Annotated in this window: 24 protein-coding genes and 1 pseudogene; 5 read left to right on the top strand and 20 right to left on the bottom strand. The window is 43.2% G+C overall.

Annotated features, from left to right (window positions below; all coding sequences use genetic code 11):
• Positions 1-21: 21 nt before the first annotated feature.
• From M2444_RS15110 to rlmN, 4 genes are all read right to left on the bottom strand, one after another.
• Positions 22-951 (bottom strand): AEC family transporter, encoded by a 930-nt coding sequence (locus M2444_RS15110; protein ID WP_280787368.1) that lies wholly within the window; start codon positions 949-951, stop codon positions 22-24.
• Positions 952-1,101: 150 nt separating this feature from the next.
• The gene (greA, locus tag M2444_RS15115; protein ID WP_042131553.1) at positions 1,102-1,581 is read right to left on the bottom strand and encodes a transcription elongation factor GreA; all 480 of its coding nucleotides are present in this window, start codon (positions 1,579-1,581) and stop codon (positions 1,102-1,104) included.
• A 116-nt stretch (positions 1,582-1,697) separates the two neighbouring features.
• A complete protein-coding gene (locus M2444_RS15120; protein ID WP_094868392.1) occupies positions 1,698-1,985 on the bottom strand; it encodes a DUF6509 family protein in 288 nt (95 codons plus the stop codon).
• Between the two features lie 78 nt (positions 1,986-2,063).
• On the bottom strand, positions 2,064-3,134 hold the full coding sequence (gene rlmN, locus M2444_RS15125; RefSeq protein WP_280787369.1) for a dual-specificity RNA methyltransferase RlmN: 1,071 nt from the start codon (positions 3,132-3,134) through the stop codon (positions 2,064-2,066).
• 156 nt (positions 3,135-3,290) lie between these two features.
• Between rlmN and M2444_RS15130 the strand changes: the two genes are divergently transcribed.
• Entirely contained in the window at positions 3,291-4,352 is a 1,062-nt protein-coding gene (locus M2444_RS15130) for an endonuclease/exonuclease/phosphatase family protein (protein WP_280787370.1), read from the top strand.
• Positions 4,353-4,375: 23 nt separating this feature from the next.
• On the opposite strand, the gene M2444_RS15135 is transcribed toward M2444_RS15130, so the two are convergent.
• From M2444_RS15135 to M2444_RS15160, 6 genes are all read right to left on the bottom strand, one after another.
• Complete coding sequence (locus tag M2444_RS15135) at positions 4,376-5,671, bottom strand: polysaccharide deacetylase family protein (protein WP_280787371.1); 1,296 nt, start codon at positions 5,669-5,671, stop codon at positions 4,376-4,378.
• 5 nt (positions 5,672-5,676) lie between these two features.
• On the bottom strand, positions 5,677-6,399 hold the full coding sequence (locus tag M2444_RS15140) for a hypothetical protein (protein ID WP_094868396.1): 723 nt from the start codon (positions 6,397-6,399) through the stop codon (positions 5,677-5,679).
• A gap of 177 nt (positions 6,400-6,576) precedes the next feature.
• Positions 6,577-7,239, bottom strand: a complete 663-nt coding sequence (locus M2444_RS15145) for a glycosyltransferase (RefSeq protein WP_094868397.1) — start codon at positions 7,237-7,239, stop codon at positions 6,577-6,579.
• 126 nt (positions 7,240-7,365) lie between these two features.
• A complete protein-coding gene (locus M2444_RS15150) occupies positions 7,366-7,722 on the bottom strand; it encodes a nucleotide excision repair endonuclease (RefSeq protein ID WP_094868398.1) in 357 nt (118 codons plus the stop codon).
• An 85-nt stretch (positions 7,723-7,807) separates the two neighbouring features.
• Positions 7,808-8,782, bottom strand: a complete 975-nt coding sequence (locus tag M2444_RS15155; RefSeq protein ID WP_280787372.1) for an NAD-dependent epimerase/dehydratase family protein — start codon at positions 8,780-8,782, stop codon at positions 7,808-7,810.
• Positions 8,783-8,884: 102 nt separating this feature from the next.
• Positions 8,885-9,436: a TetR/AcrR family transcriptional regulator gene (locus M2444_RS15160; RefSeq protein WP_280787373.1), complete on the bottom strand. Its 552-nt coding sequence runs from the start codon at positions 9,434-9,436 to the stop codon at positions 8,885-8,887.
• A gap of 314 nt (positions 9,437-9,750) precedes the next feature.
• On the opposite strand from M2444_RS15160, the gene M2444_RS15165 reads away from it, so the two are divergent.
• Positions 9,751-11,241, top strand: coding sequence for a peptide MFS transporter (locus M2444_RS15165; protein ID WP_280787374.1), 1,491 nt, complete (start codon positions 9,751-9,753; stop codon positions 11,239-11,241).
• A gap of 67 nt (positions 11,242-11,308) precedes the next feature.
• Here M2444_RS15165 and M2444_RS15170 read toward each other — a convergent pair whose 3' ends face one another.
• The gene (locus tag M2444_RS15170; protein ID WP_094868402.1) at positions 11,309-12,724 is read right to left on the bottom strand and encodes a hypothetical protein; all 1,416 of its coding nucleotides are present in this window, start codon (positions 12,722-12,724) and stop codon (positions 11,309-11,311) included.
• A gap of 155 nt (positions 12,725-12,879) precedes the next feature.
• Entirely contained in the window at positions 12,880-13,632 is a 753-nt protein-coding gene (locus M2444_RS15175) for an SDR family NAD(P)-dependent oxidoreductase (protein ID WP_094868403.1), read from the bottom strand.
• Between the two features lie 188 nt (positions 13,633-13,820).
• Between M2444_RS15175 and M2444_RS15180 the strand changes: the two genes are divergently transcribed.
• Positions 13,821-14,462 (top strand): TetR/AcrR family transcriptional regulator, encoded by a 642-nt coding sequence (locus tag M2444_RS15180; protein WP_280787375.1) that lies wholly within the window; start codon positions 13,821-13,823, stop codon positions 14,460-14,462.
• A 58-nt stretch (positions 14,463-14,520) separates the two neighbouring features.
• Here the strand turns inward: M2444_RS15180 and M2444_RS15185 are convergent, their stop codons facing one another.
• The 3 genes from M2444_RS15185 to M2444_RS15195 form a co-directional block, all read right to left on the bottom strand.
• Positions 14,521-15,642, bottom strand: coding sequence for a nitric oxide synthase oxygenase (locus M2444_RS15185; RefSeq protein WP_280787376.1), 1,122 nt, complete (start codon positions 15,640-15,642; stop codon positions 14,521-14,523).
• Positions 15,643-15,782: 140 nt separating this feature from the next.
• Positions 15,783-16,061: a hypothetical protein gene (locus tag M2444_RS15190; protein WP_094868406.1), complete on the bottom strand. Its 279-nt coding sequence runs from the start codon at positions 16,059-16,061 to the stop codon at positions 15,783-15,785.
• A 77-nt stretch (positions 16,062-16,138) separates the two neighbouring features.
• Positions 16,139-16,960: a methyl-accepting chemotaxis protein gene (locus tag M2444_RS15195; protein WP_280787377.1), complete on the bottom strand. Its 822-nt coding sequence runs from the start codon at positions 16,958-16,960 to the stop codon at positions 16,139-16,141.
• Between the two features lie 106 nt (positions 16,961-17,066).
• On the opposite strand from M2444_RS15195, the gene M2444_RS15200 reads away from it, so the two are divergent.
• Positions 17,067-17,924: a metallophosphoesterase gene (locus M2444_RS15200; RefSeq protein ID WP_094868408.1), complete on the top strand. Its 858-nt coding sequence runs from the start codon at positions 17,067-17,069 to the stop codon at positions 17,922-17,924.
• Positions 17,925-18,106: 182 nt separating this feature from the next.
• Positions 18,107-19,210 (top strand): PdaC/SigV domain-containing protein, encoded by a 1,104-nt coding sequence (locus M2444_RS15205; RefSeq protein WP_280787378.1) that lies wholly within the window; start codon positions 18,107-18,109, stop codon positions 19,208-19,210.
• A 59-nt stretch (positions 19,211-19,269) separates the two neighbouring features.
• On the opposite strand, the gene hmpA is transcribed toward M2444_RS15205, so the two are convergent.
• The 5 genes and pseudogenes from hmpA to M2444_RS15230 all read right to left on the bottom strand — a co-directional run bounded on the left by hmpA (position 19,270) and on the right by M2444_RS15230 (position 23,760).
• A complete protein-coding gene (hmpA, locus tag M2444_RS15210) occupies positions 19,270-20,475 on the bottom strand; it encodes an NO-inducible flavohemoprotein (protein WP_280787379.1) in 1,206 nt (401 codons plus the stop codon).
• A gap of 207 nt (positions 20,476-20,682) precedes the next feature.
• On the bottom strand, positions 20,683-21,519 hold the full coding sequence (locus tag M2444_RS15215) for a YitT family protein (protein ID WP_094868411.1): 837 nt from the start codon (positions 21,517-21,519) through the stop codon (positions 20,683-20,685).
• Positions 21,520-21,564: 45 nt separating this feature from the next.
• Positions 21,565-22,056 (bottom strand): VanZ family protein, encoded by a 492-nt coding sequence (locus tag M2444_RS15220; RefSeq protein ID WP_179281470.1) that lies wholly within the window; start codon positions 22,054-22,056, stop codon positions 21,565-21,567.
• Positions 22,057-22,282: 226 nt separating this feature from the next.
• Positions 22,283-22,940: pseudogene (locus M2444_RS15225) on the bottom strand (M15 family metallopeptidase); the annotation flags it as partial.
• A gap of 124 nt (positions 22,941-23,064) precedes the next feature.
• Positions 23,065-23,760, bottom strand: a complete 696-nt coding sequence (locus M2444_RS15230) for a response regulator transcription factor (RefSeq protein ID WP_094868414.1) — start codon at positions 23,758-23,760, stop codon at positions 23,065-23,067.
• Between the last annotated feature and the right edge of the window lie 155 nt (positions 23,761-23,915).

Consider the following 23,915-nt stretch of genomic DNA (forward strand, 5'->3'; position numbering starts at 1 on the left):
AAGATAGGGTCTTTTTTGTCTTTACGCACCTTGCACTAGCACAATAAGGATCGGCAACACAAGAAACGAAGCAAGCGTCGTCCATAAAATACATTTGGATACCAGCTCTGGAGAGGCTTCAAATCGCTCCGCTAATACCACAGCGTTGACGGCAACTGGCATGGAGGCCAGAATCAGCAGTACAGAGAATAAAATACCATCCATATGCAGAATAGATAATCCGAGGTATGCCACTAGTGGAGCTAAGATTAATCGAATGATCATCCCTGTCCAAAAAACAGACTGGCCCTTGCGTTCAGATGGCATGGTTCGTACTTTGACCATCTGTGCTCCCAGAATCGCCAGTACGACTGGTGAATAACCTCCGGCAACCATGGAGACCCCTGTAGCAAGCTCAGAAGGTAAATGCAGGTCAAATATTCTAAGAAAAAGTGCTAGCATAGCTGCATAGATGGCAGGAAGAGAGAACACGGACTTTACAGCATTTTTCACCGAGAACTGCGATCTAGCCGCAAAATAAACGCCCACAGTATTCACGATAATCATCTGCCCAATCACATACACAGAAGCTTTATCGAGCCCAAGCTGTCCGAAAGCCAGCAACACCAAGGGAAGTCCATAATTCACACTATTCGTAAATGTCGAGACCAGAGTCAATCCCGATATTTCAGAGGGGCCGAGCTTCAATAATTTCCCGATGATATTTGCAATCGCCCATAAAAAGCACAAATTTAGCAGCGAAAAGGCTAGCGTCTTGTAAATATCATCCATAGAAATTTCGGCCGTAGCCAGTGTATTAAGAATAATAGCCGGCGTTAAAAAGTATAAATAGAGCGTCAATAACGGCTTGGTATCCAGATTCTTAAACCGTCCAAGCAGTGCACCGACAATGACTGGAATGGATAATGGCACGATGACTTGATACAACGTTGTTAACACGCTCTGGATCATGAACAGTACTCCTCTGCTCTAAGTTAATCTAAACTATAAGCGCAACTTAGCAAGACGTCTAAGATATGAAATCAATATACACAATAGCCATTACCTATAATTAAAAAAATCCCAACCCCTGAGACGGAGTTGAGACTTTTTTATCATGTGTTACATCATTTTGATTTCAAGCAATTCATATTTGATGATACCCATCGGTGCGTTTACACTAACGATATCCCCGACTTTTTTACCCAGCAATTCCTTGCCCAGCGGACTTTCATAGGAAATCTTGTTGTTTAGGACATCTGCTTCAGCAGCCCCTACAATTCTATATTCAATCTTCTCGGAGTATTCGATATCGTTCAGGGTAACGATACAACCCATACTAACCTTTGACAAATCCATCTGACTCTCATCTACGATCTTGGCTTTGGTCAGCATTTTCTCCAAAATCATAATACGAGTCTCCATGAACGATTGGTCGTCCTTGGCCGAATGGTACTCGCTATTTTCCTTCAAGTCTCCATAGCTGATCGCCAATTTGAGCCGTGCTGCCAATTCCTTGCGCCCTGGGCCCTTCAATTCCTTCAGTTCTTCCTCTAATTGAGCCAATCCTTCTTTGGTCAAGAACACTTCTTCATTAGACATGTATACAACTCCTATTTTGGATGCTTTATAATAGTTTAACCTATATTTCACATTCATGCGTAAATAAAAATCCCTGCCACAATTGAACATTGGGCAAGGATGTCAATGCTGCATCATTATTCTGGCAAATGCTCTTTACAGAAAAGAAGTAATGCTGCTTCCTCGTCCTCTTCCATATCAAAATCAAGCAACTGACCTGTTGTTGTCTCTTGTAGATCATAACTCACGATGCTTACTTGATCTTCATCCACTTTAATAATCGCCCTAGCAGAAACTCCATTCTCTATATAGAGCTCATCATCTTCTGGAACATCCAGTTGAACCACGAATTCATACCGTTTACCGGTTAGTATACCAAAAGGATCTTTAACATTCTCCACGTTGTAGCTTGTAAATGTCAACATTGCTCATTCAACCTCTTTTCCTAATACCTGCCACGTCATTGTATCACAAAAAGCTGCGTGAAGGGGTCGCCCCGTCCCTCAAGCCATAGCTTTCGATTTCTTGATCTGTTTGCTTCGCAATTGTCCGCAGGCAGCATCAATATCCACACCATGCTCCAGACGAGTGCTTACACTCACGCCCTGCTTCTTCAAGGTATCAAAAAAGGCTCGTACGGTCTCCCGCTCACTTCTTTGATATTGACTGTGCTCATCGACTGGATTATAAGGAATCAAGTTCACATTAACGAGCTGGCGCCGGTCGCCGATTAGCTCGGTCAGCTCAAGCGCGTGCTCCTTGCCGTCATTTACATCCTTCATCAGAATGTATTCTAACGTAATTCTGCGATTTGTTTTTTCCAAATAATAATCTATGGACTCCATAAGCTTCTCAATAGGAATGGCCTTGTTAATCTTCATAATCTTCGTCCGCAGCTCATTATTAGGCGCGTGAAGCGAAACTGCCAAGTTCACCTGGGTATTCGCATCGGCAAATTCAACGATTTTGTTAGCAAGCCCACTCGTCGATACAGTAATACCTCTTCCTGCAATGGCTAATCCCTTGTGATCCTTAATAATCGATAAGAAATTGAGCAGGTTCTTGAAGTTGTCGAACGGTTCGCCAATTCCCATGACTACAACGTGACTAACCTTTTGTTCGAGGTTTGCTGCATCCAAATGCTGCTGAACCTTCATAATCTGCTCTACAATCTCACCGCTGCTAAGATCGCGACTCTTCGCTAACAGTCCACTAGCGCAAAAGCTGCAGCCGATATTACATCCAACCTGAGTAGTGACACATACGGACAAACCGTATTTCTGTCTCATGAGTACCGTCTCAATCAGGTTGCCATCCTTCAAACGGAACAGGAACTTAATCGTCCCATCCGCAGACTCCTGCTTCACATGTTCTTCCAACGTATGGATCACATAGTGCTGCTCCAATAATTCTACACAATCTTTATTTACATCGAGCATTTCCGTGAATTCTGTAATCCGCTTCCGATAAAGCCAATCCCAGACCTGCGTAGCTCGAAATTTTTTATGTCCACGTTCTAACAGCCATGCCGCCAGTTGATCAAAAGTTAATCCATAAATGGATTCCATATTCATTCGTTATCCTCTTTTCAAAACATTAAAGTTCAGTCCATCACTACTCATTGTCTCAAATTTTTTTTATTTAAACAAGGGGAGTTGTGGCGAAGCGTCGAAGTTTACATCATTAGAAGTCCGTTCTATGAAATCACATCTGAGGAGAGATCGAATTAAATGAGCTCAACCACAATAAAAATCATCGGTTTTGCCCTTCTAGCTGCCGTCTTAATCTTTGGTGGCTTTTTACTGTATATTACCATTACCGATTATAAGCCGAAGGAGACTACTCCACTAACGGTAAACCATAATCAGGAACAAATGATGAAGCAGGGAGAGCCTTTTGTAATAACAACCTTTAATATTGGCTATGCCGGGCTGGATAGGGGGCAGGATTTCTTTATGGATGGCGGGACCCATTCACGTTCAAGCAGCGAGGAACAAACGAAGACAAATCTTGAGGCAATAGCCTCTCTAATGACCACTTCAGGCTCGGATCTATTCATGTTGCAGGAGGTGGACATCAATTCTTCCCGTAGCAACCGTATTGATGAAGTCTCCTTCTTATCGAATACCTTCTCTGATTACAGCAACGTATTCGCAACGAACTACAAGGTGCCTTGGGTACCGATTCCCGTTCTTGATCCGATGGGCTCAGTAAATAGCGGTTTATTAACCTTATCTAAATTCAGTAGCACAAGTAACGTTAGATATGATCTTCCGGGAAAAGAAAGCTGGCCTCGTCAACTGTTTGAACTTGACCGCGCCTTTATGGAGAGCAGATTCCCCGTCGATAACGGGAAAGAACTGATCCTGATCAATCTTCATTTATCAGCCTTTGATCAAGGGGGAACGATTCGTAAACAGCAATTAGAATATCTTTCTACTTATATTCAGAGAGAGAATGATAAAGGCAATTACCTCATCTTAGGTGGAGACTGGAATCATTCTTTACCGGGCACAACCCCTGAGGCCTTTGAGACTACACAAGCTTGGCCAGAATGGCTACAGCAGTTTCCTGAAGATTTCAAACCGGAGGGCTTTCAATGGGCTGTCGATGCTCAAGTGCCGTCCGTCCGGACACTTGATGTAGCTTATTCAGAAGGTGTAAATTTCCGTGCTGTAATTGATGGCTTCCTAGTCTCTCCGAATATCACAATAAGTGGCGTTCAGGGCCATGACCTATCCTTTGAACACAGCGATCATAACCCTGTAACAGCTACTCTTATTCTAAGATAGGACCCAATCATGGATCATAGATGTTATTTAAAAATGACGAATTTCATGTTTTTCCCTTTTAGATACTGAATGATAGCAGGCAATGCCTCCACGGTAATCTTCTTTTCGTGAAAGAGATATACTGCACCGGACGGATCAGTATGATGAACAAATTGAATGACGTCTTCTGGGGTCTTTCGTTTCCAATCCTCAGAATCACGATTCCATAACAATACCTTCATCTGCTGTTCTGTCACATTGGCTGCTAACTTATCATTAATCGCGCCGTATGGCGGCCGAAAAACAGTAATCGGCGATTGAGTGATTTGCTCCAATGCCTGATTAGCCTTAGCCAAATTATTCTGATTCTCCTTAACCCCATTGTCGGTCATCTTGCTATGATCCCACGAATGACTTCCAATCGACATCTGATGCTCGCTCGCATACTTAACCGCTTCCACATTACGAGAGACCTTATTCCCTACAAATAAAAAGGTGGCTGCCACCTCATGCTCTACTAGAATATCTACGATTTCTTTCGTATATTTCGACGGGCCATCATCAAATGACAAGGCTACGTAACCCTTCGGCAGGCTATAGGTGTATTTATCCCCGGTTAATTTAATCTCCTCATACCGCTTCATCTGCTCTTGAGGAGGCTCTGAAGGTTCTGGTGTAGGCTTAGAAGTTTCTGGCGTAGGCGCAGGTTCCTCTTGCTGACTAGGGGTCGTTTCTATCTTACCAATAGGGGGAATGAACGGTAGAGAGACCATTTTCTCGATCCCCTCAGCGCTGGTGCCTAGTGAGGGACCTTTCAACCCTTCTGCACGATCCATAACTTGACCACCCATTCGAAGAGACAATACAACTACTAAACAAGAAGCGAGCACAATACTCTGCAGTCCAAGTCTTCCAAACCGTTTTTTGTTTTTCTTTCTTAGCCTACGTGCTGGAGGTATAGAGGGTGATGTCGTTTCAACAGCAATCTCTTCATGTACATGGGGATCGTCTAATTCCTTTAACTGAAGAAGCTGCGATACATAATATTCAGAGCAAGCAAAATACAGGGTTTCGCTGAAGGTCTGGTTCATAATGACCAGTGTGCTGTAGTAACTATTACGAAAAGGATCCCACTTCGGATACAATGACAATCTCATTCTTTCCCCAAAATAGGGAGCCAACGCATTTAGTTGTTCATATGTAAATTCATCTATGGTTAGCATGCGTCTGGCATACCCGATATCACGGGTTAAACCTATCTCAATCTGATAACCAGCCTGTTCATGCTCAAGCGACAGCAACTCAATCATTAGAACAGCGCCCGGTTCATTCATTGCCATGAATCTTATGTATCTCCGTTGTCTTCATTTCTTCCCGCCAGCGTGCTTCCATTCCCAAAAGGGACGGTCATACGATTGGTAAAATCGCTGATCATACCGGAGAGGTAGGCTTTTTCTTGGCGGATCGTATCGTATTTCTGTCTTAAATGCGCATTCTCAGTTTCAATCCGTCCGAGCTTCTCTTCCAGATCGTTCATCTTTTTAAGCTTCTCTGCATGAGCTTCGTTATGCTTTTGGATCAGATTTACATACTTTTGATGCTCCAGATCGATCGTACTTTTTAATTCTTCAATCTCTGCGGTGAGGGTGGTCTGAAGCTCCCGATAATCTTCCAGCACTTGATCGACCTTTAGATTCTTCTCAATCAATTTATGCTCAAGCTCTCGAACGTTCTTCTCTCTTTCCTCAATCACTTTATTGAGATTCTTCATGTCCCGGTTCAAACGTTCAACATGGCTGCTGGAATGCGTCAACCGATCCTGAAGTTCATTAATATTTGTCTCGGCATGCTGTCTGGCCTGAATAATCTGCTCCACGGAGAAGATTAGATCGAGTGATTTTTTATCAAGCGGAGCTTTTCCCGTAGTTACCACTCCTGCTAAAGTCTCGCCAGCGATCTGTTCCTCTACTTCCTCGCCCTGCTCTTCTGATAATTGCACCTTTTGAACCATACCCGGTTTGGACTGCTTATCCACGGAATCTTTCTTTTTAAAAAAGGGAGAAATCATTGATCTTATCACCTCAATTATAAAAAAATGTCAAAAAATGTCGAGTGCCCACGAGTCTATTATAGTTTACTTGCCTTGTCTGTAAGTGAGCCTTTATATCTAACTTTTTGAATTGGATCAAAAGACCTAAATGGTTGCCTATAACAAGAAAAAAGCACCCTTGCGGGTGCTCTGGTTCTAATTGAATTTATCAGGGAATTGTTTAACAATACCCACGGTTAGTAGATCTCCAAACATATTTATATGCTCAAGCCCTTTATCGAAGGCGACGACTTCGGCATCCCAATCCTTTTTAACTCTAGCTGTCACATCATCCGTTATTAGCTCCAAATGTTCATGAAGCATCTCTTTCAATTGTTCATACGAATATTTGGGATTCTGTGCGCTAAGGAACTTTGCAATGTCGTCAGCGTTGTCGTACCACTCTTTATTGTATTTCTCCAAGTCTGACTGATTACCTGCTAGTGCAGCAGCAACTACCTTTCCGGCAATCAGGATATGCTCCCGCAATAATTGAGCTAGCTTATCCCCTACTGCCTTACCGTAATACGGCTTATAAACATCCCCTATCTCCTGCTGATTCTGTAGCAACCTTGCCAGTACCTTCTCTTTATCCTCGGAATTCGCAAAAGCGCTAACTATGTAGTTTTTTGTCCATATCACATGATCGCTCCATAGTTTCCTGAGATTATCCTTAAGCTCTATTACAGAGGGCGTAAAGCATAGCTTGTGTGAGCTCTTTTTCTCTTTAGCTGCAGCATCGGCAGTTACTGGCATTACACTAACCACAAGAAACATACACAGTAAGGTTAGCTTCAATATCAAAAACTTAGTCTTCAATATGACCGATCTCCCTTTAAGGATATTAACTATCTTTTATAGTGTGTTCCGATGCTCTTATTTCATTCCTAGCTTTCTTCAAGCATAAAAAAAGCACCGTCATTAGACGGCGCCTCTTCTTTATATTTATCTGAACATTACTTTGTCTACATTGTATTTAGATTTCAGCTCATTAATGATATAGGTTTCGTATATCTCTCTATGAACTGGACTTTCGATTAAACATACATCAATTCTGGTGACCTCGTCCCGATGCAGCTTGATATCAGATACGGTATCTTCAAAATGTTTTTTGATTCTGGGTCTTAGCTTTCTCGCTTTACCTACAAACAACAACTCATCTTGGTCATTGTAGAACATGAAGATGCCGCCGTAATCTCTTGGAATCAGATGGAAATCAGTGAATCCGTAAATATTGCTTAGCTGCGGGTTGATTTGTTTAGTAATTCGAACATCCACATTGGGCATAGTTATGTTGATCATTTTAGCTCACGTCCTCTTTCTATATAGGAGTAAATAGTATCATAAGTTTGCCTTTTATTCTATCTTTCACAATGACCGTTGTTCTTTATTCTCCCCTGACCTGACGACTCATCAGAGCAAGCACCGTCTCAGTTATCCCTTGCTCAAAAGGAGTAGTGGGAATTGGACCCACATTACGCTCATATTTACCACCGCTTAGGATCACTGGTTCCTGGGTTAAATACAGCATCTCCACGATCTCTTTCATGACTGGAACGAATGTGCCGAGCAGCGATAATCCAATCCTTCCTACAGAGATAACGGGCTTCTTGGAACCTTGTGCTACTTGCGCTATTTTAACGATATCTCGACCTGAAATTGTGCCTGTCCCCGGAATATTCCAATTCTGACCATAAGCCTCTTCTCTGCAAGCGAGCTCAACAATCATGACAGCCGCATCCGGCAAATATACATACTCACGGGGAACGTTCATATTGCCAATGAACATTGCAGGTTTACCCGCAGCGATGGACTCTAGGGTCGATCCTAAATAAGAAGCCTCATTGGCAGTAGGTCCATAATAATCCGGTAATCGGACAATGAGTCCCTGTGTATTACTCCAACGCCGGCTAAAAAACATTCGTTCAAACTCAAGTTTCACTTTTCCTTTTTTTGTATGCGGATTCTTCGGATATTCCTCGTTGATCGGCTTGTCATTCTGTCTTCTCCCATAAGGATAAATGCCATCCACTGCGACAACCTTTATTCCCAGCGTATTAGCCGCCTCCATGACCGCCTCTCCCATGGGTAACAGTCGCGTGCTCATCTCATTATATGGAACAGATGCACTATGAAAAATAACATCCACATCCTGTGCAGCTGCTAATATATCCTGCACATTAAATACGTCTCCTGCCATTAGCTTAAGCGCGGCGGGATTACCCAGCTTTGTTGCAAGCTTCTCCAGCTTTGGAATCGATCGTCCAAAGGCCACCGTTTCTATCCCTCTCTTTAACAATTCAGCGATAATAACAGTCCCTGTTCCCCCGGTTGCACCAAGCACGAGCGCTTTTGTTAACATAAATCATTCCTCCTATTATTGTTATTGATCAATCACTACCTTATAATCATACATCTAGGAGCCTAAGCTCTTAGATGTTACAACGTATCTTCTTCTCTACACCTATTTCCGATGTTTCGGCTTCAGCTCAGGCATTCCAAGGGCCATAGAAATATTGCACAGCATACCATTGGCCATAAAGGTGCTTACCTCTACTTCAGGCTGCTCGATCCCGGCGGCGACAAACTTCTCGTGCACAAGGTTGATAATTTCCAGCATTCCCTTTTGCATGGTTTCACGAATGACTTCATCGCGAATCCCTAACCCCTGAATTTGCAAAATAATCTCATTCGGATGCGTCTCCATCAACAACTCATATACCTTAATACTTTCCTTCAACACTTGATCTGCTGGGGCTTCTACTCCTTTAAATGAATGAATAATCCGCTCAAAAGCCCGTTCTAAGGAAGCGACAAACAATTCTTCTTTGTTCTTGAACACCTTGAATACATAGGGCTGAGAAATACCTACCTTTTCCGCAACCTGTGCTGTTGTAGCTCGGTAGTATCCATTCTCGGCGAACACAATAACCGCTGCCTCCAAGATTTGTTCCCGGCGGTTTACAGTGACCGATTCATCCGATTTCTTGTGACCGGAACTAGATTCTGTTGTCATGATAATCTCCTTACGCAACCTAATCTTATTAGGTTATTGATCAATCACTTTCTTGTTCAGAGTATATGCTCATCTCCGAAATAATGCAACTCCAAACAATATAATATTCAAAACTCAATTGTTTTGGATGACATTCACAATAAAAGTTAATTCATAATCCACGCTGGAAATATTACTAAAAAATATGACATTATTCAGAACCTTCTTACCAAAGGGTTGTGATTTTCCTCATGAGGGTATTATAAATATTAAGGTAGTGTAGAGTTGTGTTAACTTCATGAAAAGAGCAATTAGCATCTAGGAGGATTTGATTCATGTCAGCAACAGACAGGCAAAAAATTGTAGATAGTGTCCCGCAAACCGGATTTTTCGGACATCCTAAGGGACTATTCACACTTTTCTTTACAGAATTTTGGGAACGTTTTTCCTATTATGGCATGAGAGCGATCCTTGTTTACTACATGTATTATGAGGTAAGCAAAGGCGGGCTCGGATTTCCAGAGGATATGGCCCTTTCAATTATGTCTATCTACGGATCACTCGTATATATGTCTGGAATTATAGGTGGATGGCTTGCGGATCGAATTTTCGGGACTTCCAAGGCTGTCTTTTACGGCGGCGTTCTAATTATGTTCGGGCATATTTTACTGGCGATACCGGGAAATGCCACGCTATTCTTTGCTTCGATGATTATGATCGTGCTCGGAACCGGACTTCTTAAGCCCAATGTATCAAGTATTGTAGGCGAAATCTACAGCGAACAAGATAACCGCCGCGACGCTGCTTTCAGCATTTTTTATATGGGTATTAATCTCGGCGGATTCATCTCTCCACTAATTGTAGGCGCGGTAGGTATGAATAATTTCCATCTCGGTTTCTCGATTGCCGCAGTGGGCATGTTTATTGGATTAGTTGTTTACGTAGTGACTCGCACCAAAAATCTAGGTCTGGCAGGTACGATTGTACGCAACCCGATTCCAAACGAAAAAAAGAAAAAATTGTTTACTTGGATTGGGATTGGATTAGTTGTGCTTGCTGTATTAGTTACGATAGGCATTCTTACTGGAGCACTTACTTTTGAGACATTCATTAAAATTGTAGGGGTCTTAGGGCTGCTTATTCCTACCATGTACTTTATTGTGATGTACCGCAGTCCCAAGACAACTGCTGTAGAGCGATCACGGATTCTCGCATACATTCCTTTATTTATGGCTTCGATTATGTTCTGGGCGATTCAGGAACAAACTTCAACGGTTCTAGCAAGCTTTGCTGATAAGCGCACCCAGTTGGATTTTGCAGGCATACACATTTCTCCTGCTTGGTTCCAGTCGCTTAACCCACTGTTTATTATCGCCCTTGCACCTGCATTTGCCTGGATTTGGTTAAAGCTCGGTAACCGCCAACCAACGATTCCCCAAAAGTTCTCGCTTGGTTTATTGTTTGCCGGTCTGTCCTTCCTAGTGATTCTGGTACCGGCTTACTTCGGTGGAGCCCATTCACTGGTGAATCCATTATGGCTGGTTCTCAGCTACTTTATCGTCGTCATTGGGGAACTATGCTTGTCACCTGTTGGCCTCTCGGCAACAACCAAACTGGCACCCGCTGCTTTTACAGCTCAGATGATGAGCATGTGGTTCTTGTCCAATGCTGCTGCGCAAGCTATCAATGCTCAGATTGTGAAGTTCTATACCCCGGATACTGAAATGCTGTACTTCGGAGTCATCGGCGGAGTCGCCATTGTGCTCGCGTTAATTCTCTTCCTGTTCTCTTCGAAGATTCAGAATTTCATGAAGGGTATACGATAAACATATAAGGCTGCCGGGAATATTCTCGGCAGCCTTTTTTTGAATTCCATCATGTTTTAAGCTGGGTCTACACCAGAAACATAGCAACAATTGTAGTAACTATCAGTCCAATTAGTACCGGTTTAACATTGCGTCTAGCGAGCTCAAACGGGCTTACACCGCAGATCGCAGCGGCTGGGATCAATGCCCATGGGATTAACGTACCCCCACCCACCCAAATGGCAGATACCTGACCAAGTGCAGTTAAAGTAGCTGCGTCAGAATGAGTGGCCACCGCGAATAATTTTCCGATGGACCCCGCAAGTGAGATTCCCGAGAACCCTGAACCATCAAGACCCGTGATGGCTCCTGTTATGGTGGCGGTCACAGCACCTACAGCACCATTCAGTGGCACATTATGCGCTAGAGCAACCCCAAGATCATTAACAATCCCCTGAGATGCAGCAGGTAAAACTTTTCCAAACAATTCAGCAAAGGCCGAATCACCCAAATAGAAGAATGCAGCAATCGGAATCACTGGACCGAATACTTTAAAGCCAAATGTAAGTCCATCGATTAGATAGGCGGTAACTTGCTCCAATCCTTTATTACGATGTGCGAGCAATGTTACTACGACCAAGATAAATACAGCAGTCCCGCCAACTAAAGCAGTTGCGTCTCCCCCCTGTAAATCCAGCAGAAACATGCCCGCTACATCAGCTAGAAACAAGAGTGGGATCAAGATAGCCAACCATTTCTTCAGTGTGGGCGGAATGACGGCTTGATCTTCTACCGCATCACTCTCTGCAGCTAGCGCATTCCCGGCATTTTTCCCCGAGATAAGTCCATCCCGCCAAGTACCATTCTTCTGATCCCGCCGCATCATCCAATAAGCTGTTACCGTAGTGACTATACCCATCACGATCACAAGTGGAATACTCGCTTCCATGACACTGCTTACCGGCAGCCCTGCCGCATCTGCCGTCAATTTAGGTGCCCCTTGAATAATATAATCACTCGACAACGCAATCCCATGACCGAATAGATTCATCGCCATCGCTGCTCCAAGTGCAGGCAATCCCACACGAATAGCAACGGGCAGTAGCACAACCCCTATCAAGGCAACGGCTGGCGAAGGCCAGAAGAACCATGATGTTACCATCATAATGAAGCCAATGCCCCAAAATGCCATAAACGGCGTACGTAAAAAACGGGTAAGCGGAGCAACCATCGTCTCGTTTATTCCGGTACGTGTTAATACTCTGCTCATGGCTACAATGATCGAAATAATCATAATCGTACCCATTAGCTCCTTAGTTGCATATACAAAAGAGTTAAATACGCCTGTGACCGAACCACTAATCGTTTCTGTCGCGAGCCAGCCTAGTACAAAGATGCCTGCAATACAGATCATCGTTGTATCCCGCCGCTTAATCAGAAGTGCCATAATGAACACGATGAATGCCAGATATACATAATGGAGCGCTGTTAACTGGATGCCCATCTCCGAACCACACCCTTCTCCTACTTACAAGTGCTATATGTTATGCAGGGTTGTAGGCTAATGTTCGGTAGAAATGGGTGCAAAAAAGCCGCCCTACGCATAGACAGATTCTACGCATGAGACGGCTTTCTTAGTGTTTCCTATTTATAAATTTATTATTTAGCTACCACTCCGCCATCAACTGGCAGCTCAACACCTGTAATGTATGAAGCTTCATCAGAAGCCAAGAACAATACAGCTTCAGCTACTTCAGAAGCACGTCCAACGCGTGGCAATGCAGTCTGGGACATAAAGAAGCTATGCATTCTTTCGTCATTTACAAATTCAGCACTCATTGGGGTTTCAATAAAGCCTGGGTGAACAGAGTTCACGCGAATGTTATCTTTACCAAAGTCTACAGCTGCTGCTTTACTCAGCATACGAACGGCACCTTTAGAAGCTGTATAAGCGCCAGCACCGCTGCTGCCCGTCAAACCTGCGATGGAGGAAATATTGACGATGGAACCGCCTTTATTGTTCTGCATTTGAGGAACAACATGCTTCATGCCTAAGAATACGCTGCTCACGTTAATGTTCATTACCTTGTTCCATTGATCAACAGTGGATTCAAGCAATTGAACAGGGAAAGAGATCCCTGCGTTATTTACCAGGATATCGATTTTACCAAACTTGCTAACCACATCTTCTACAACCTTAATCCAATCTTCTTCAGAAGCTACATTATGTGCATAAGCTGCTGCTTGTCCACCATTGGCTTCGATTTCCTTCACAACTGCTTGTACGGCAGCTTCGTTAATATCTGTTGCTACAACTGTAGCGCCCTCTTTGGACATCAAAAGCGCTTCTTCACGACCCATACCGCTGCCTGCACCTGTAATGATTGCTACTTTATTAGTTAGACGATTCATAATTAAGTCTCCTCTATAATCGTATTGTGATATAATAATTCGAGTGATGATAGTCACACTATCACTGTGATATACATCATATCATTATTATGAAACAACTACAACTACTCCTTGCTTAATCCAATAAACGGTGGATATAATACTAATAATTAAAGAACCTAATCAAAAAATGGAAGGGTCTATCCCTCATGAATCCTAAAACACGCTACGAAAAAGAAAGATCCGATGGTAAGCAGCAAAGATTATTGGATATCCTCGAAGCCGCAGAACAGGTATTTTCGCAAAAAGGAATTGAAAAATCAACGATGCAGGATGTCGCGAGTGAAGCAAATATAGGGATTGCGACGTTGTTTCGATATTTTCCTAGAAAAGAAAAGCTCATCGTGGCTGTGGCCACCCGAATGCTGGAGCCTATGCTCGATTATTTTAAATACGTGGCTGACTTGCCACTTACCTGTCTTGAAAAGATCGAGAAATTATTTGATTTCTTTATACTGGATCAGAATCATCTAAGTATTATCTTTATGGTCAATTTCGAAAGCTACGCCTCACACTCGAATGAGCCTGTGGAGGATGTGCTGAATTTCAATGCACTCAATCGTAAGATCTGGCATGAATACTCCAGAATCATTCAAAATGGAGTAGAAGACGGTTCTATTCGTGCCGGTCTCCCTGTGAAAGAGACCTTGATCACTCTTATGAATAGCTTTGCCCTCTTTTCCAGAAAACTAACGATGAAAAAGAATATTCTCCTCCTGGAATCGGACCTAGACTCCGACGATCAGCTTGAGCTTCTCAAACGAATTTTCCTGGATCATTTAAAAGCCTAAAAAGCGCCAGTTTCCTTATAAGGGGAACTTGGCGCTTTTTTGATCATAAATTCGATGGCTAGTGAAAAGGGCAGGTGGCCACAGGTGATCGCTGATAAAGGAAACGAGGGCTGTAATCATATTCTTTCAGCTTACTGTCATGCCAAATCGGTGTAGACGACGGAGACATAGGGGGGATCAGCCATGACCAGCGTCCCGAAACCTGACGTTCATGTCCCTGCTCCTGCTCTTGGAATCTCACAAATTGATCGGCTGCTGTATGGTGATCAACGATACTGACCCCAGCTTGCTTAAAGGAATGCAGTACTGCACGATTCAACTCAAGAAGCACCCGATCCTTCCAAAGCGTTGTGTTACTGGAGCGGTCAAGTCCCATCAGATCAGCTACAGCCGGCAAAGTGTTATATCGTCCAGTATCCCCTAAGTTACGTGAGCCTATTTCAGTCTCCATGTACCAGCCGTTAAAAGGAGCCGCGGGGTATAGAATTCCCCCAATCTCCAACTGCATGTCCGAAATGATCGGTACAGAATACCAGCGAAGCTGAAGCTCTGCAAAACGTTCAATTTCGGGATGCGTTAACGGTACCTCCTGAATGAGGTATTGAGGAATAGGAAATACATGGGGACGCCCATTACCTATGCTGATCACTAGCGGCAATACATCAAAATCGCCCCTTGTTCCCTGCCAGCCTAGTTGTTGGCACAATTTCGTAAATTCATCCGATGCCGGATCACCAGCGCGTTCATGTTCAGCATCACCAGGATATCCCGCGTAACGAATCAATTGATGGTTCCAAATCCGGATTCTCCGGTCAGGATCTACCCCGCTGCGGAAGACCGTGATAAGTGGACGAATGCGTCCTCCATTATTCGCCTTTTCCAGATGGCGCAGCAAAGCTTCAGCAATATCCTCCTCGGTCTCTGCCAGACGTTCATCCATCAGCTCAATGGATTGCCAGAAGAGGCGGCCAATGCAGCGGCTATTATTTCGCCAAGCCATTCTTGCCCCATGAGCCAACTCTTCCGTTGTATGTGTGTAACTCCCGGATTGATTAATTTCTTCTCGTACGGCTTGGATGCGATGATCCATCTCAGCTTCAGTCTTATCAAGTTCAGCGTAACATTGTCGAACGAAAGCCTCCGCCTGCCGGGTTAACTCTTCAATGTCCTTACCATTCATATCGTTTATCCCCCATCCAAGCTCTTGCCAGAACCTTCAATCCAGTATACCATCCTCAATCCTAAGCTACACCCTTAAAGAAACAGTGCATGAGAACAACCCGTGAAGCTTAGTCGCCTCACGGGTTGTAGCAGGAACATCTAGCGTTCTGAACGTTTCCCTTGCGTCTTCAATGCAGCAAGCCTGCTCTTATCCTCGGCCAGCAGTTCTTCAGCCAACTCCACACCTTGGGGGCCTAACCAGGCCTGAGCTTGCTCCACCGCCTGTTCGGTATGCGCCAAACGGTTCTCAGCCTGTGCCAAAGTCTGTTCTGTTGGATGACTAAGCGCCTGAGAGACAGAGAAATGAAGTTTGCCTAAAGCATTTTTGGCTTGAGTTACATTGTCGTTCGCTTGCAGACTGGAATCGGGTTGTTTCATAAATGAAATTCGCTCCCTTCTGAAATGCGCCTGTCTCTTCTAGCATGGTTTAGGATAAGTAACTTTATGCATACACCCTACTGGATGATGGATTGCATGAAAGTAGTCATTTCTTTGCTGGCCTTATTCAAGCGTTCAATTACCCCGCTGAATTCGGTGACAAGTTCTGCTTGTGCGTGTGAAGAAGCGGAGATCGCTTCAATTTCCAGCTCCATTTGTTTAATGGACTTTTGAACATCACTGAGTGATTTTTCAATATTATGGGTTGCTTCTTTGGTATTTACAGACAGTTTGCGTACTTCCTTAGCCACAACGCCAAAGCCCGCCCCCTGCTCTCCTACACGCGCAGCTTCGATGGCCGCATTTAGTCCTAGCAGATTCGTCTGCTCAGAAATTTCACGAATGAAGCTAGTAACCTTATTTACTTCTTGAGACTCCGTTACCGCTCTACGTGTATTATCTAATATTTGTTGAGAGGTGGCCGATAATTCTTCAGATTGGGCAGCTACGCTCTGAACCATATCCATTAGGTGATTGCTTATCCCATTAATCTCTTCTGTAAATACCTCAAGCTTATTCTCGTTCTCCAGTGTGTAAGCAATTGCGAACACGCCCACTACCTCGTTATCTGTTCCATATATAGGAACACATGTTGAAATCACAGGAGCTCCATAAATTTCTGCTGGGATTCGGTTAGAGCTTGCTATACCTTTCAGTCCATTTGAAAGCGACAGATCTTCAGGAGGGATAGGGTTACCCTTAACCAATCCGAGATCAATAACTTTACTTGGTGCGTAATACTGGAAGATTTCCCTGTCCGTAATACCGATCATAATATCTTGCGAGTGAAGCTTTTTGAAGTAAGGTGCTGCGAGGACTAAGGCATCGATAATACTCATCTGTTCATCTCCCATTAAGTAAATGTATATGTAAGTTTATCGACACAATGGGTGACATAATGAATATTGTCATATTAAAGTAACAATTCTACCGTAGGATGGATTCATGAATACTAAACCTATTAGCAGACGCCAATTTCTGAAGAAAAGTGCTCAAGTGTCGCTCGGGCTGCTTGGAACCGCTAGTGCGACCGGCATTTATTCTCACTGGGTCGAGCCCTACTGGCTTGAAGTTAAACATATAGATATAAAGCTTCCTCTACTCCCTCCAACATTCGATAGATTTCGTATCGTTCATTTCAGTGATTTACACTTAGGCGTGTATACGAAGTCCGAGGCCTTAACAGAGTTAGTACAGCAAATTCAACATGTAAGTCCAGATCTGATCTGCTTCACTGGGGATCTACTAGATCATTCAACCGAATATATTTCTGAGGCTGTAGACTTATGTTCACAGTTGCGGGCACCCTTTGGACAATATGCTGTATTAGGTAACCACGATGCTTTTGGTACTAGGAAAGCTGTAACGAAAGGGTTAGCGCAATCTGGCTTCCACGTGCTTCATAATGAACATATTGTCTTAAAAAAAGATGCGGAGGCGCTTTATCTAGCTGGAGTAGATGATCCGTGGGTCGGCAAAGCAGATATTCATCAGGCGCTACGCCATATCCCTGATAAGGCATGTACCCTACTCCTTGCTCACGAGCCTGATTTTGCCGATGAATATAGTGATCTTCCCATAGATCTGCAATTGTCCGGCCATAGTCACGGAGGACAGGTGCGTCTCCCCTTTGTAGGTGCCTTGTATACTCCGCCTCACGGCAGTAAATATTCAAGCGGACTATACCAGCTCCCAGATAGTCGACTCCAGATCTATACCACACGCGGGATTGGAGTGACTCGTATGCCTATACGTTTTAATTGCCGCCCCGAGCTTACCGTAATTACTTTAAAGTCCTTATGATTGTGTCAAAAATTAATAAATGGTTAAAAAGTATATACCTTTTGCACGTCTATGCAACAACACTGTAACCCTGTTTGTAATCAAATCTATTGGGGGCCTAGGTATAATTGTAGGAGTGATAGACAACATCAAAAATCATAATGAACTACATAAGCCCATCATTGGAGAGGAGAAATTAAATCATGAACAAAACTATGAAATGGACGTCTGCTGTATTAGCAACTGGAGTATTACTTGGAGGTACTGGACTCATCGGAGGGAATTCTGTTCAGGCTGCAACGACCACGAAAACGGTTAATCAAGCCGTTCAGCAGCCTTCTGTGGTGCTTAAATATAAAGGCCAAGTCTTAACGCAGCAAGGAAAAATCGTAGATGGAAATACCATGATCCCTTTAACCGTATTGCGTGATGCCTTCGGCCTTGCTATTCAATACAATTCAACCACAAAGACTTACAGTGTAGGTAGTGACTCGGCGAAGCTGAACATGGAGGTCTCTGACTATGGCGTCAGTACCGATTTAAACGGATATTACATTTATAGCATGACCGGAAATCATGAAGTGAAGATGATCAATGACCGCTTATATGTTCCTTTCAAGCTGTTAAATGATTATTTAGGTGTTCAAGGCGTATATAATCCAGCTCAGAAATCGCTTGAGTTTAGCAATAAGGTGATGAATGACATCAAGATCACCTCTGTTGCCTTAGACAAGAGCAATAAGAATGCTAGTATTAAAGTACAATATCCAAAAATCAGCGGTCTAACCGATGAAGTGCAAAATACGATTAATGCTACCTTCAAAAAAGAGGCTGAACTATTCGTGTCAGAGGCTGAGAAAGAGTCTAGCCGTAGAGATGGTACGATAGAGAATAAATATGACTATTCTCAAAATTATGTTGTCACCTTTAACCGTGAAGGCATACTTAGTATTGTAGTCGATCAATATGGTTACAGCGGTGGAGCACACGGCGGTACCATGCGCGAGGGACATACCTTCTCGCTGAAGGATGGTAAGAAGATAGAGCTTAAAGACCTGCTAAAGGCAGAACCAAACTACAAACAAAAGCTAGATAAAATGTTGAAGGCAAGCACTAAGGATATTGCTTTTCCGGAGTCAACGGGTGGGCTCACAGATAAACCAGCCTTCTACGTCAGTGAAAGTGGCTTAGCTATCTTCTATCAACAATATGAAATCGCACCTTATGCAGCTGGAATTCCTACCTACACCTTTAATTTCAGTTCAATATTGCCTAAAGGCACCGATCCATTTGCTTCTTTCAAATAAATACTAACGCAAAACAAAAAGCGCTTCAGCCAATCGGCTGAAGCGCTTTTTGTTATATATTATTCTTCTAAACTGCCGGCAGGGCCAAAAAATTCAAAATGAATTCTGTCATCAGGTACCCGCCATTCCTTGAGCGCCTTATATATGACCTTCATAAAAGGGGTCGGCCCACAGAAATAGAATTCAGAGTTCACATCTGCTATTTCTTGAAGCCAAGAAAGATCAATATAACCAGATCTATTGTACTGTTCTTCTTCGTTTGGAGATTCATAACATACATAGGACCGAAGAGAAGAATGAGATTGCGCTAAATCTGCCACCCTATCTTTCATAGCATGCAAACTTCCATTGATGGCTGCATGAATATAGGTTACCTCGCGTTCTGGCTGTGCAGCAATTATTGTCTCCAGCATACTTACCATTGGGGTTAAGCCCACACCCCCACTGATTAGAACCACCGGAGTATCACTACGCTGATCCAGTACAAAATCGCCCGCTGGAGAACCCACTTCTAAAATAGAGCCCACTTGGACGAAATCATGCAGATAAGTAGATACGACGCCTGCGGGTCTGTCTAACCCTTCGCCTTCCCGTTTAACAGTGATACGGTAATACATCTGTCCCGGAGCACTGGACAAACTGTAGTGGCGAATATGGGAATATTCTTCGCCCTTAGGCTGAACACGAACCGTGATGTACTGACCCGGGGCATAAGAGGAGATCTCCCCTCCGTCCTCAGGAGACAGGTAAAAAGAAGTAATAAGCTCACTTTCTCTAACCTTCCGAGTGACGACAAAGTTTCTGAATCCACTCCAGCCCCCCGGAGCTTCCGCAGCTTCACGATACTTTTGCGCTTCCACACCAATGAAAGCATCTGCGATCACACCATAGGCCTTGGCCCATGCATCTATAATTTCCGGTGTTGCCGCATCGCCAAGCACTTGCCCAATCGCAGCTAACAAGGTCTCACCCACAATCGGATAATGCTCAGGCAATACACCTAGCGCGCGATGCTTCTCAGCAATCTGTTTCACCACTGGTAAGATATTCTCTAGTTGATCAATATTCATAGCCGCTGCTAGGACTGCATTAGCAAGCGCTGTCTGCTGTCTGCCTTGCCGCTGATTGGCATGATTAAATATATTTAATAGCTCTGGATGGTTTTCAAATAACATGCCATAGAACGTCGTAGTAATGGTGGTTCCATGAACCTGTAATACAGGAACTGTTGATTTTATAATAGCAATCGTTTGTTGATCTAACATATGAATAACCCTCTCTCCTGCAATTAGATAATGCCTCTATAACAAGCATATAGAAGCTGCAAATGAGCGAGTGTGCGCTGAATCACTTTAAAATTTAATAAAATGTGAACAAACAGAAAACGCAATGATATCTATCACATTCGAATACCCAACCAAAAAAAAAGCCGCCCAAGCAGCTCAGGTAGCTACCGGACAGCACTCTAACTCTTATTTTGCCAGTTCCACAAAGCCTTCCCCGAACACATCTCTTACATCGTGAATGGCGATAAAAGCCTCTTTATCAATCGATCTTACGATTTTCTTAAGCATGGTCACTTCCTGTTTGCTAATGACAATGTAAAGCAGCTCTTTGGGTTCTTTAGTATAATATCCTCGGCCATAAATGACTGTGACCCCTCTATCCATGATTCGATTCACTTGTTCAGCAATTTTGTCCTGCTCCTTGGATACAATCGTAATGGCCTTCTTAGGATTCACTCCCTCAATAATGAAGTCCATCACCTTAGTCGCTATATAGAGCATCACAATCGTAAACATCAGACTTTGAACACCAATGATGAAATACGAAGCAAATACCACAACTAAATCGACCAGAAGAAGAGCGTAGCTAACGTTCCAATCCAAAAATTTATGCAAGATTCTGGCGATAATGGTTGAACCTGCGGTCGTCCCACCCACGCGTATGATCATTCCGATACCCACACCAGACAAGATGCCTCCAAATATTGCATTGATGATCAACTCATCGCTGGCGATATGCCAATTCTTCGTAAGAATCAAGAATAACGAGTTAAAAAACACCGCAATAATCGTGTATACCGTCGTCGTTTTGTCCAAAAATTTATAACCCATAATCAATAATAAAGCATTAAGAATTAAGCTAACAATACCCGGTGACCATTGATACAAATAGTATGTAATCATAGTCAGTCCCGTTACCCCGCCTTCACCGAATTCGTTCGGAATCACAAACAAGTTAACGGCCAAGGAGAACAGCAATGCTCCTACAATGATGGAAACAATATCCGAAATACGTTTTTTCATACCATGCCCCTTCTATTTCCTGTCTATATCTACCATCCACAAATACTAACACCGCTTCGATATAGTTGTAAACAATCCAGAAGAAACCAGCATTCTATACATGGCGTAACCGACTACCCCACCGCAAGTATTTAAGATCAGATCATCTACGTCAAAGGTGCCGATATACAATACTAATTGTGTAACTTCAAAGCTCAGACTCAGCGCAAAAGAGAGCATGAAGACCTTTTGGAATAACCTTTCTTTTTGCGATAACAGCATAGGTACAATGACTCCAAAAGGAATAAACGCCAGAAGATTGCCCACTAAATTAAGTGATGAAAAAGGATCTGAAAGTGACAGATGTTCTATCCCCCGCGAGATCTCTTTAAAAGGTATATAGTTGCCCTGTCGATTAAAAATTCTGTCGGGATGCTCAAGCATACGCCCAGCCTGTTCCCAAAGTGATGGCAAGCTAAAAGGTGCGCCTTTAAATACAATAATTCGGATCAAGAAATACATATAGACAATAAATACGGCTGCCAGCAATAATTTCATAGTAGACTCGCTCTTAGGCTTCGTACTCATCAAAATGTAGTGACAATTACGCCGTCCATATTATCGCCCGACGTTTTATATTGCCCTTCCTTTGGAATCTTAATACTTGTATATCCGGATACTGGATAATAGTTCACCGTATATGTTTTGCCGTCTACAACCGTTGAAATTTCTCTATTCTCCTTCAAAAGATCTAAATATTGTTCCAGCACAATTCCCTTCTCATAAATGATCGCACTATGCGGTAAGCCGACATAACGGAAGTGCCAAGGTTCATATTTTATCCCCGTAATCTCCGTTTTGTCTTTCGGATAGCGAAGAATAAAGCCGTATTTCCACGCATTCTTTTCCAACCATTTGCCTTCAGGTGCTTTGCTCATTTCCGATTGGGACGACCCGATGTCCAGCGATAATCCTAGATTATGTTCGCTATATTGTGCTGGCAGAGCATAGTCTGAACCTTTTTCCTTATACAATTCCTCTTGCTCCTCAAAGTCTCTGTACCCGCTGCTAATTAAAAAATGATTCACGCCATCCTTCTCAGCAGCCTTAATCATCTTAATAAATTTATGGGTTACACTTTCAGACAACCGAATCGAGGTATCTAGTAATCCGTAGCCCTGAACCAGTTCCTTCTGATCAGATAAGGTTACAATATCGGACTTCACACTGTCCTCATGTACCGGATATTGTTTGTTCACCAGCAATAAATCTCCTTGATATACCTGATCTTGCGTAACTACCTTTAAACTATCGCTATTTCTAATCGATCCTTTTTGAATCTTATCATTCTTATCAGCTAAATTACCCGTATCTGGTAAATAACGAGCTGCAGCGTAACCAAGAAATAACACAACAATCACCAAAAAGCCCCACTTTTTCATCCGTAATGTCCTCCCATTTCCTTAAAGCGTTTATGCTTGATAGGAATAGAATAACGAAGACACTTTAAAGAAAAGGCAGGACAATTATAAAGTTTTTCTTAAAATGTATAAGAGCTCAGTAGTCTTACCCAGTAAAGGTATATCCTACGCCCCAGATCGTCTTAATAAATTTGTTCTTATTGATGTCTTCACCGAGCTTTTTGCGTAAGGTACGGATATGCACCATGACCGTGTTGCCACTTTCATAATAAGCTTCTCCCCATACCTGCTGGAAGATACTTTCCGCGCTAAACACCTGCTTAGGATGGCTTGCCAATAAATGCAGAATATCAAACTCTTTCGGAGTTAGGTCTATTATCTCGCCGTAAAGAGTGACGGTATGCTCATCTGGTGAAATCGTCAGCCCACCTACTTCAAGGACCGACTTAAGAATGGCTGCGGGCTGACTGAATTGTATAGAGCGCCGTAGTTGAGAATTAACGCGGGCTACTAGCTCCATGGGATTAAACGGTTTGGTCATATAATCATCTGCGCCTATGACAAGTCCCGTGATCTTATCGAGATCAGAAGTTTTCGCACTTAAAAAGATAATCGGCAGATGATGCTGCTCCCGGATGTGACGGGTTACCTCATAGCCATCCAGCCCTGGCATCATAATATCGAGAATCGCCAAATCTATCGTTTGGGAGTCAATAGCTTGCACCGCTGCCCGCCCATCGGATACTTTAATGATATGATACCCTTCTTTTTGCAAATGCAAAGCCACAAGATCCGCAATCTCCGCCTCATCATCCGCAATCAAAATCGTAATGCGCTTCATCTATATTTCACCCCTGTAGGTTTATACTATATGATCTACATCCATTATACCCCAAATTTAAAAGGGGCTGTCTCAAAAGTAGATTTTCTACGACATGAGACAGCCTTCTTTTTCCTAAATAGCACAAAAAGTGAACAGAGCAGCGATTCTCCTGT

The sequence above is a fragment of the Paenibacillus sp. PastF-3 genome (assembly GCF_029893135.1).
Taxonomy (GTDB): domain Bacteria; phylum Bacillota; class Bacilli; order Paenibacillales; family Paenibacillaceae; genus Paenibacillus_AQ; species Paenibacillus_AQ nitricinens.

Coding starts and splice junctions, on each gene's coding strand:
- M2444_RS15110 (WP_280787368.1), bottom strand. CDS start 951: ATGATCCAGAGCGTGTTAACAACGTTGTATCAAGTCATCGTGCCATTA.
- greA (WP_042131553.1), bottom strand. CDS start 1,581: ATGTCTAATGAAGAAGTGTTCTTGACCAAAGAAGGATTGGCTCAATTA.
- M2444_RS15120 (WP_094868392.1), bottom strand. CDS start 1,985: ATGTTGACATTTACAAGCTACAACGTGGAGAATGTTAAAGATCCTTTT.
- rlmN (WP_280787369.1), bottom strand. CDS start 3,134: ATGAATATGGAATCCATTTATGGATTAACTTTTGATCAACTGGCGGCA.
- M2444_RS15130 (WP_280787370.1), top strand. CDS start 3,291: ATGAGCTCAACCACAATAAAAATCATCGGTTTTGCCCTTCTAGCTGCC.
- M2444_RS15135 (WP_280787371.1), bottom strand. CDS start 5,671: ATGGCAATGAATGAACCGGGCGCTGTTCTAATGATTGAGTTGCTGTCG.
- M2444_RS15140 (WP_094868396.1), bottom strand. CDS start 6,399: ATGATTTCTCCCTTTTTTAAAAAGAAAGATTCCGTGGATAAGCAGTCC.
- M2444_RS15150 (WP_094868398.1), bottom strand. CDS start 7,722: ATGATCAACATAACTATGCCCAATGTGGATGTTCGAATTACTAAACAA.
- M2444_RS15155 (WP_280787372.1), bottom strand. CDS start 8,782: ATGTTAACAAAAGCGCTCGTGCTTGGTGCAACCGGGGGAACAGGGACT.
- M2444_RS15160 (WP_280787373.1), bottom strand. CDS start 9,436: ATGACAACAGAATCTAGTTCCGGTCACAAGAAATCGGATGAATCGGTC.
- M2444_RS15165 (WP_280787374.1), top strand. CDS start 9,751: ATGTCAGCAACAGACAGGCAAAAAATTGTAGATAGTGTCCCGCAAACC.
- M2444_RS15170 (WP_094868402.1), bottom strand. CDS start 12,724: ATGGGCATCCAGTTAACAGCGCTCCATTATGTATATCTGGCATTCATC.
- M2444_RS15175 (WP_094868403.1), bottom strand. CDS start 13,632: ATGAATCGTCTAACTAATAAAGTAGCAATCATTACAGGTGCAGGCAGC.
- M2444_RS15180 (WP_280787375.1), top strand. CDS start 13,821: ATGAATCCTAAAACACGCTACGAAAAAGAAAGATCCGATGGTAAGCAG.
- M2444_RS15185 (WP_280787376.1), bottom strand. CDS start 15,642: ATGAATGGTAAGGACATTGAAGAGTTAACCCGGCAGGCGGAGGCTTTC.
- M2444_RS15190 (WP_094868406.1), bottom strand. CDS start 16,061: ATGAAACAACCCGATTCCAGTCTGCAAGCGAACGACAATGTAACTCAA.
- M2444_RS15195 (WP_280787377.1), bottom strand. CDS start 16,960: ATGAGTATTATCGATGCCTTAGTCCTCGCAGCACCTTACTTCAAAAAG.
- M2444_RS15200 (WP_094868408.1), top strand. CDS start 17,067: ATGAATACTAAACCTATTAGCAGACGCCAATTTCTGAAGAAAAGTGCT.
- M2444_RS15205 (WP_280787378.1), top strand. CDS start 18,107: ATGAACAAAACTATGAAATGGACGTCTGCTGTATTAGCAACTGGAGTA.
- hmpA (WP_280787379.1), bottom strand. CDS start 20,475: ATGTTAGATCAACAAACGATTGCTATTATAAAATCAACAGTTCCTGTA.
- M2444_RS15215 (WP_094868411.1), bottom strand. CDS start 21,519: ATGAAAAAACGTATTTCGGATATTGTTTCCATCATTGTAGGAGCATTG.
- M2444_RS15220 (WP_179281470.1), bottom strand. CDS start 22,056: ATGAAATTATTGCTGGCAGCCGTATTTATTGTCTATATGTATTTCTTG.
- M2444_RS15230 (WP_094868414.1), bottom strand. CDS start 23,760: ATGAAGCGCATTACGATTTTGATTGCGGATGATGAGGCGGAGATTGCG.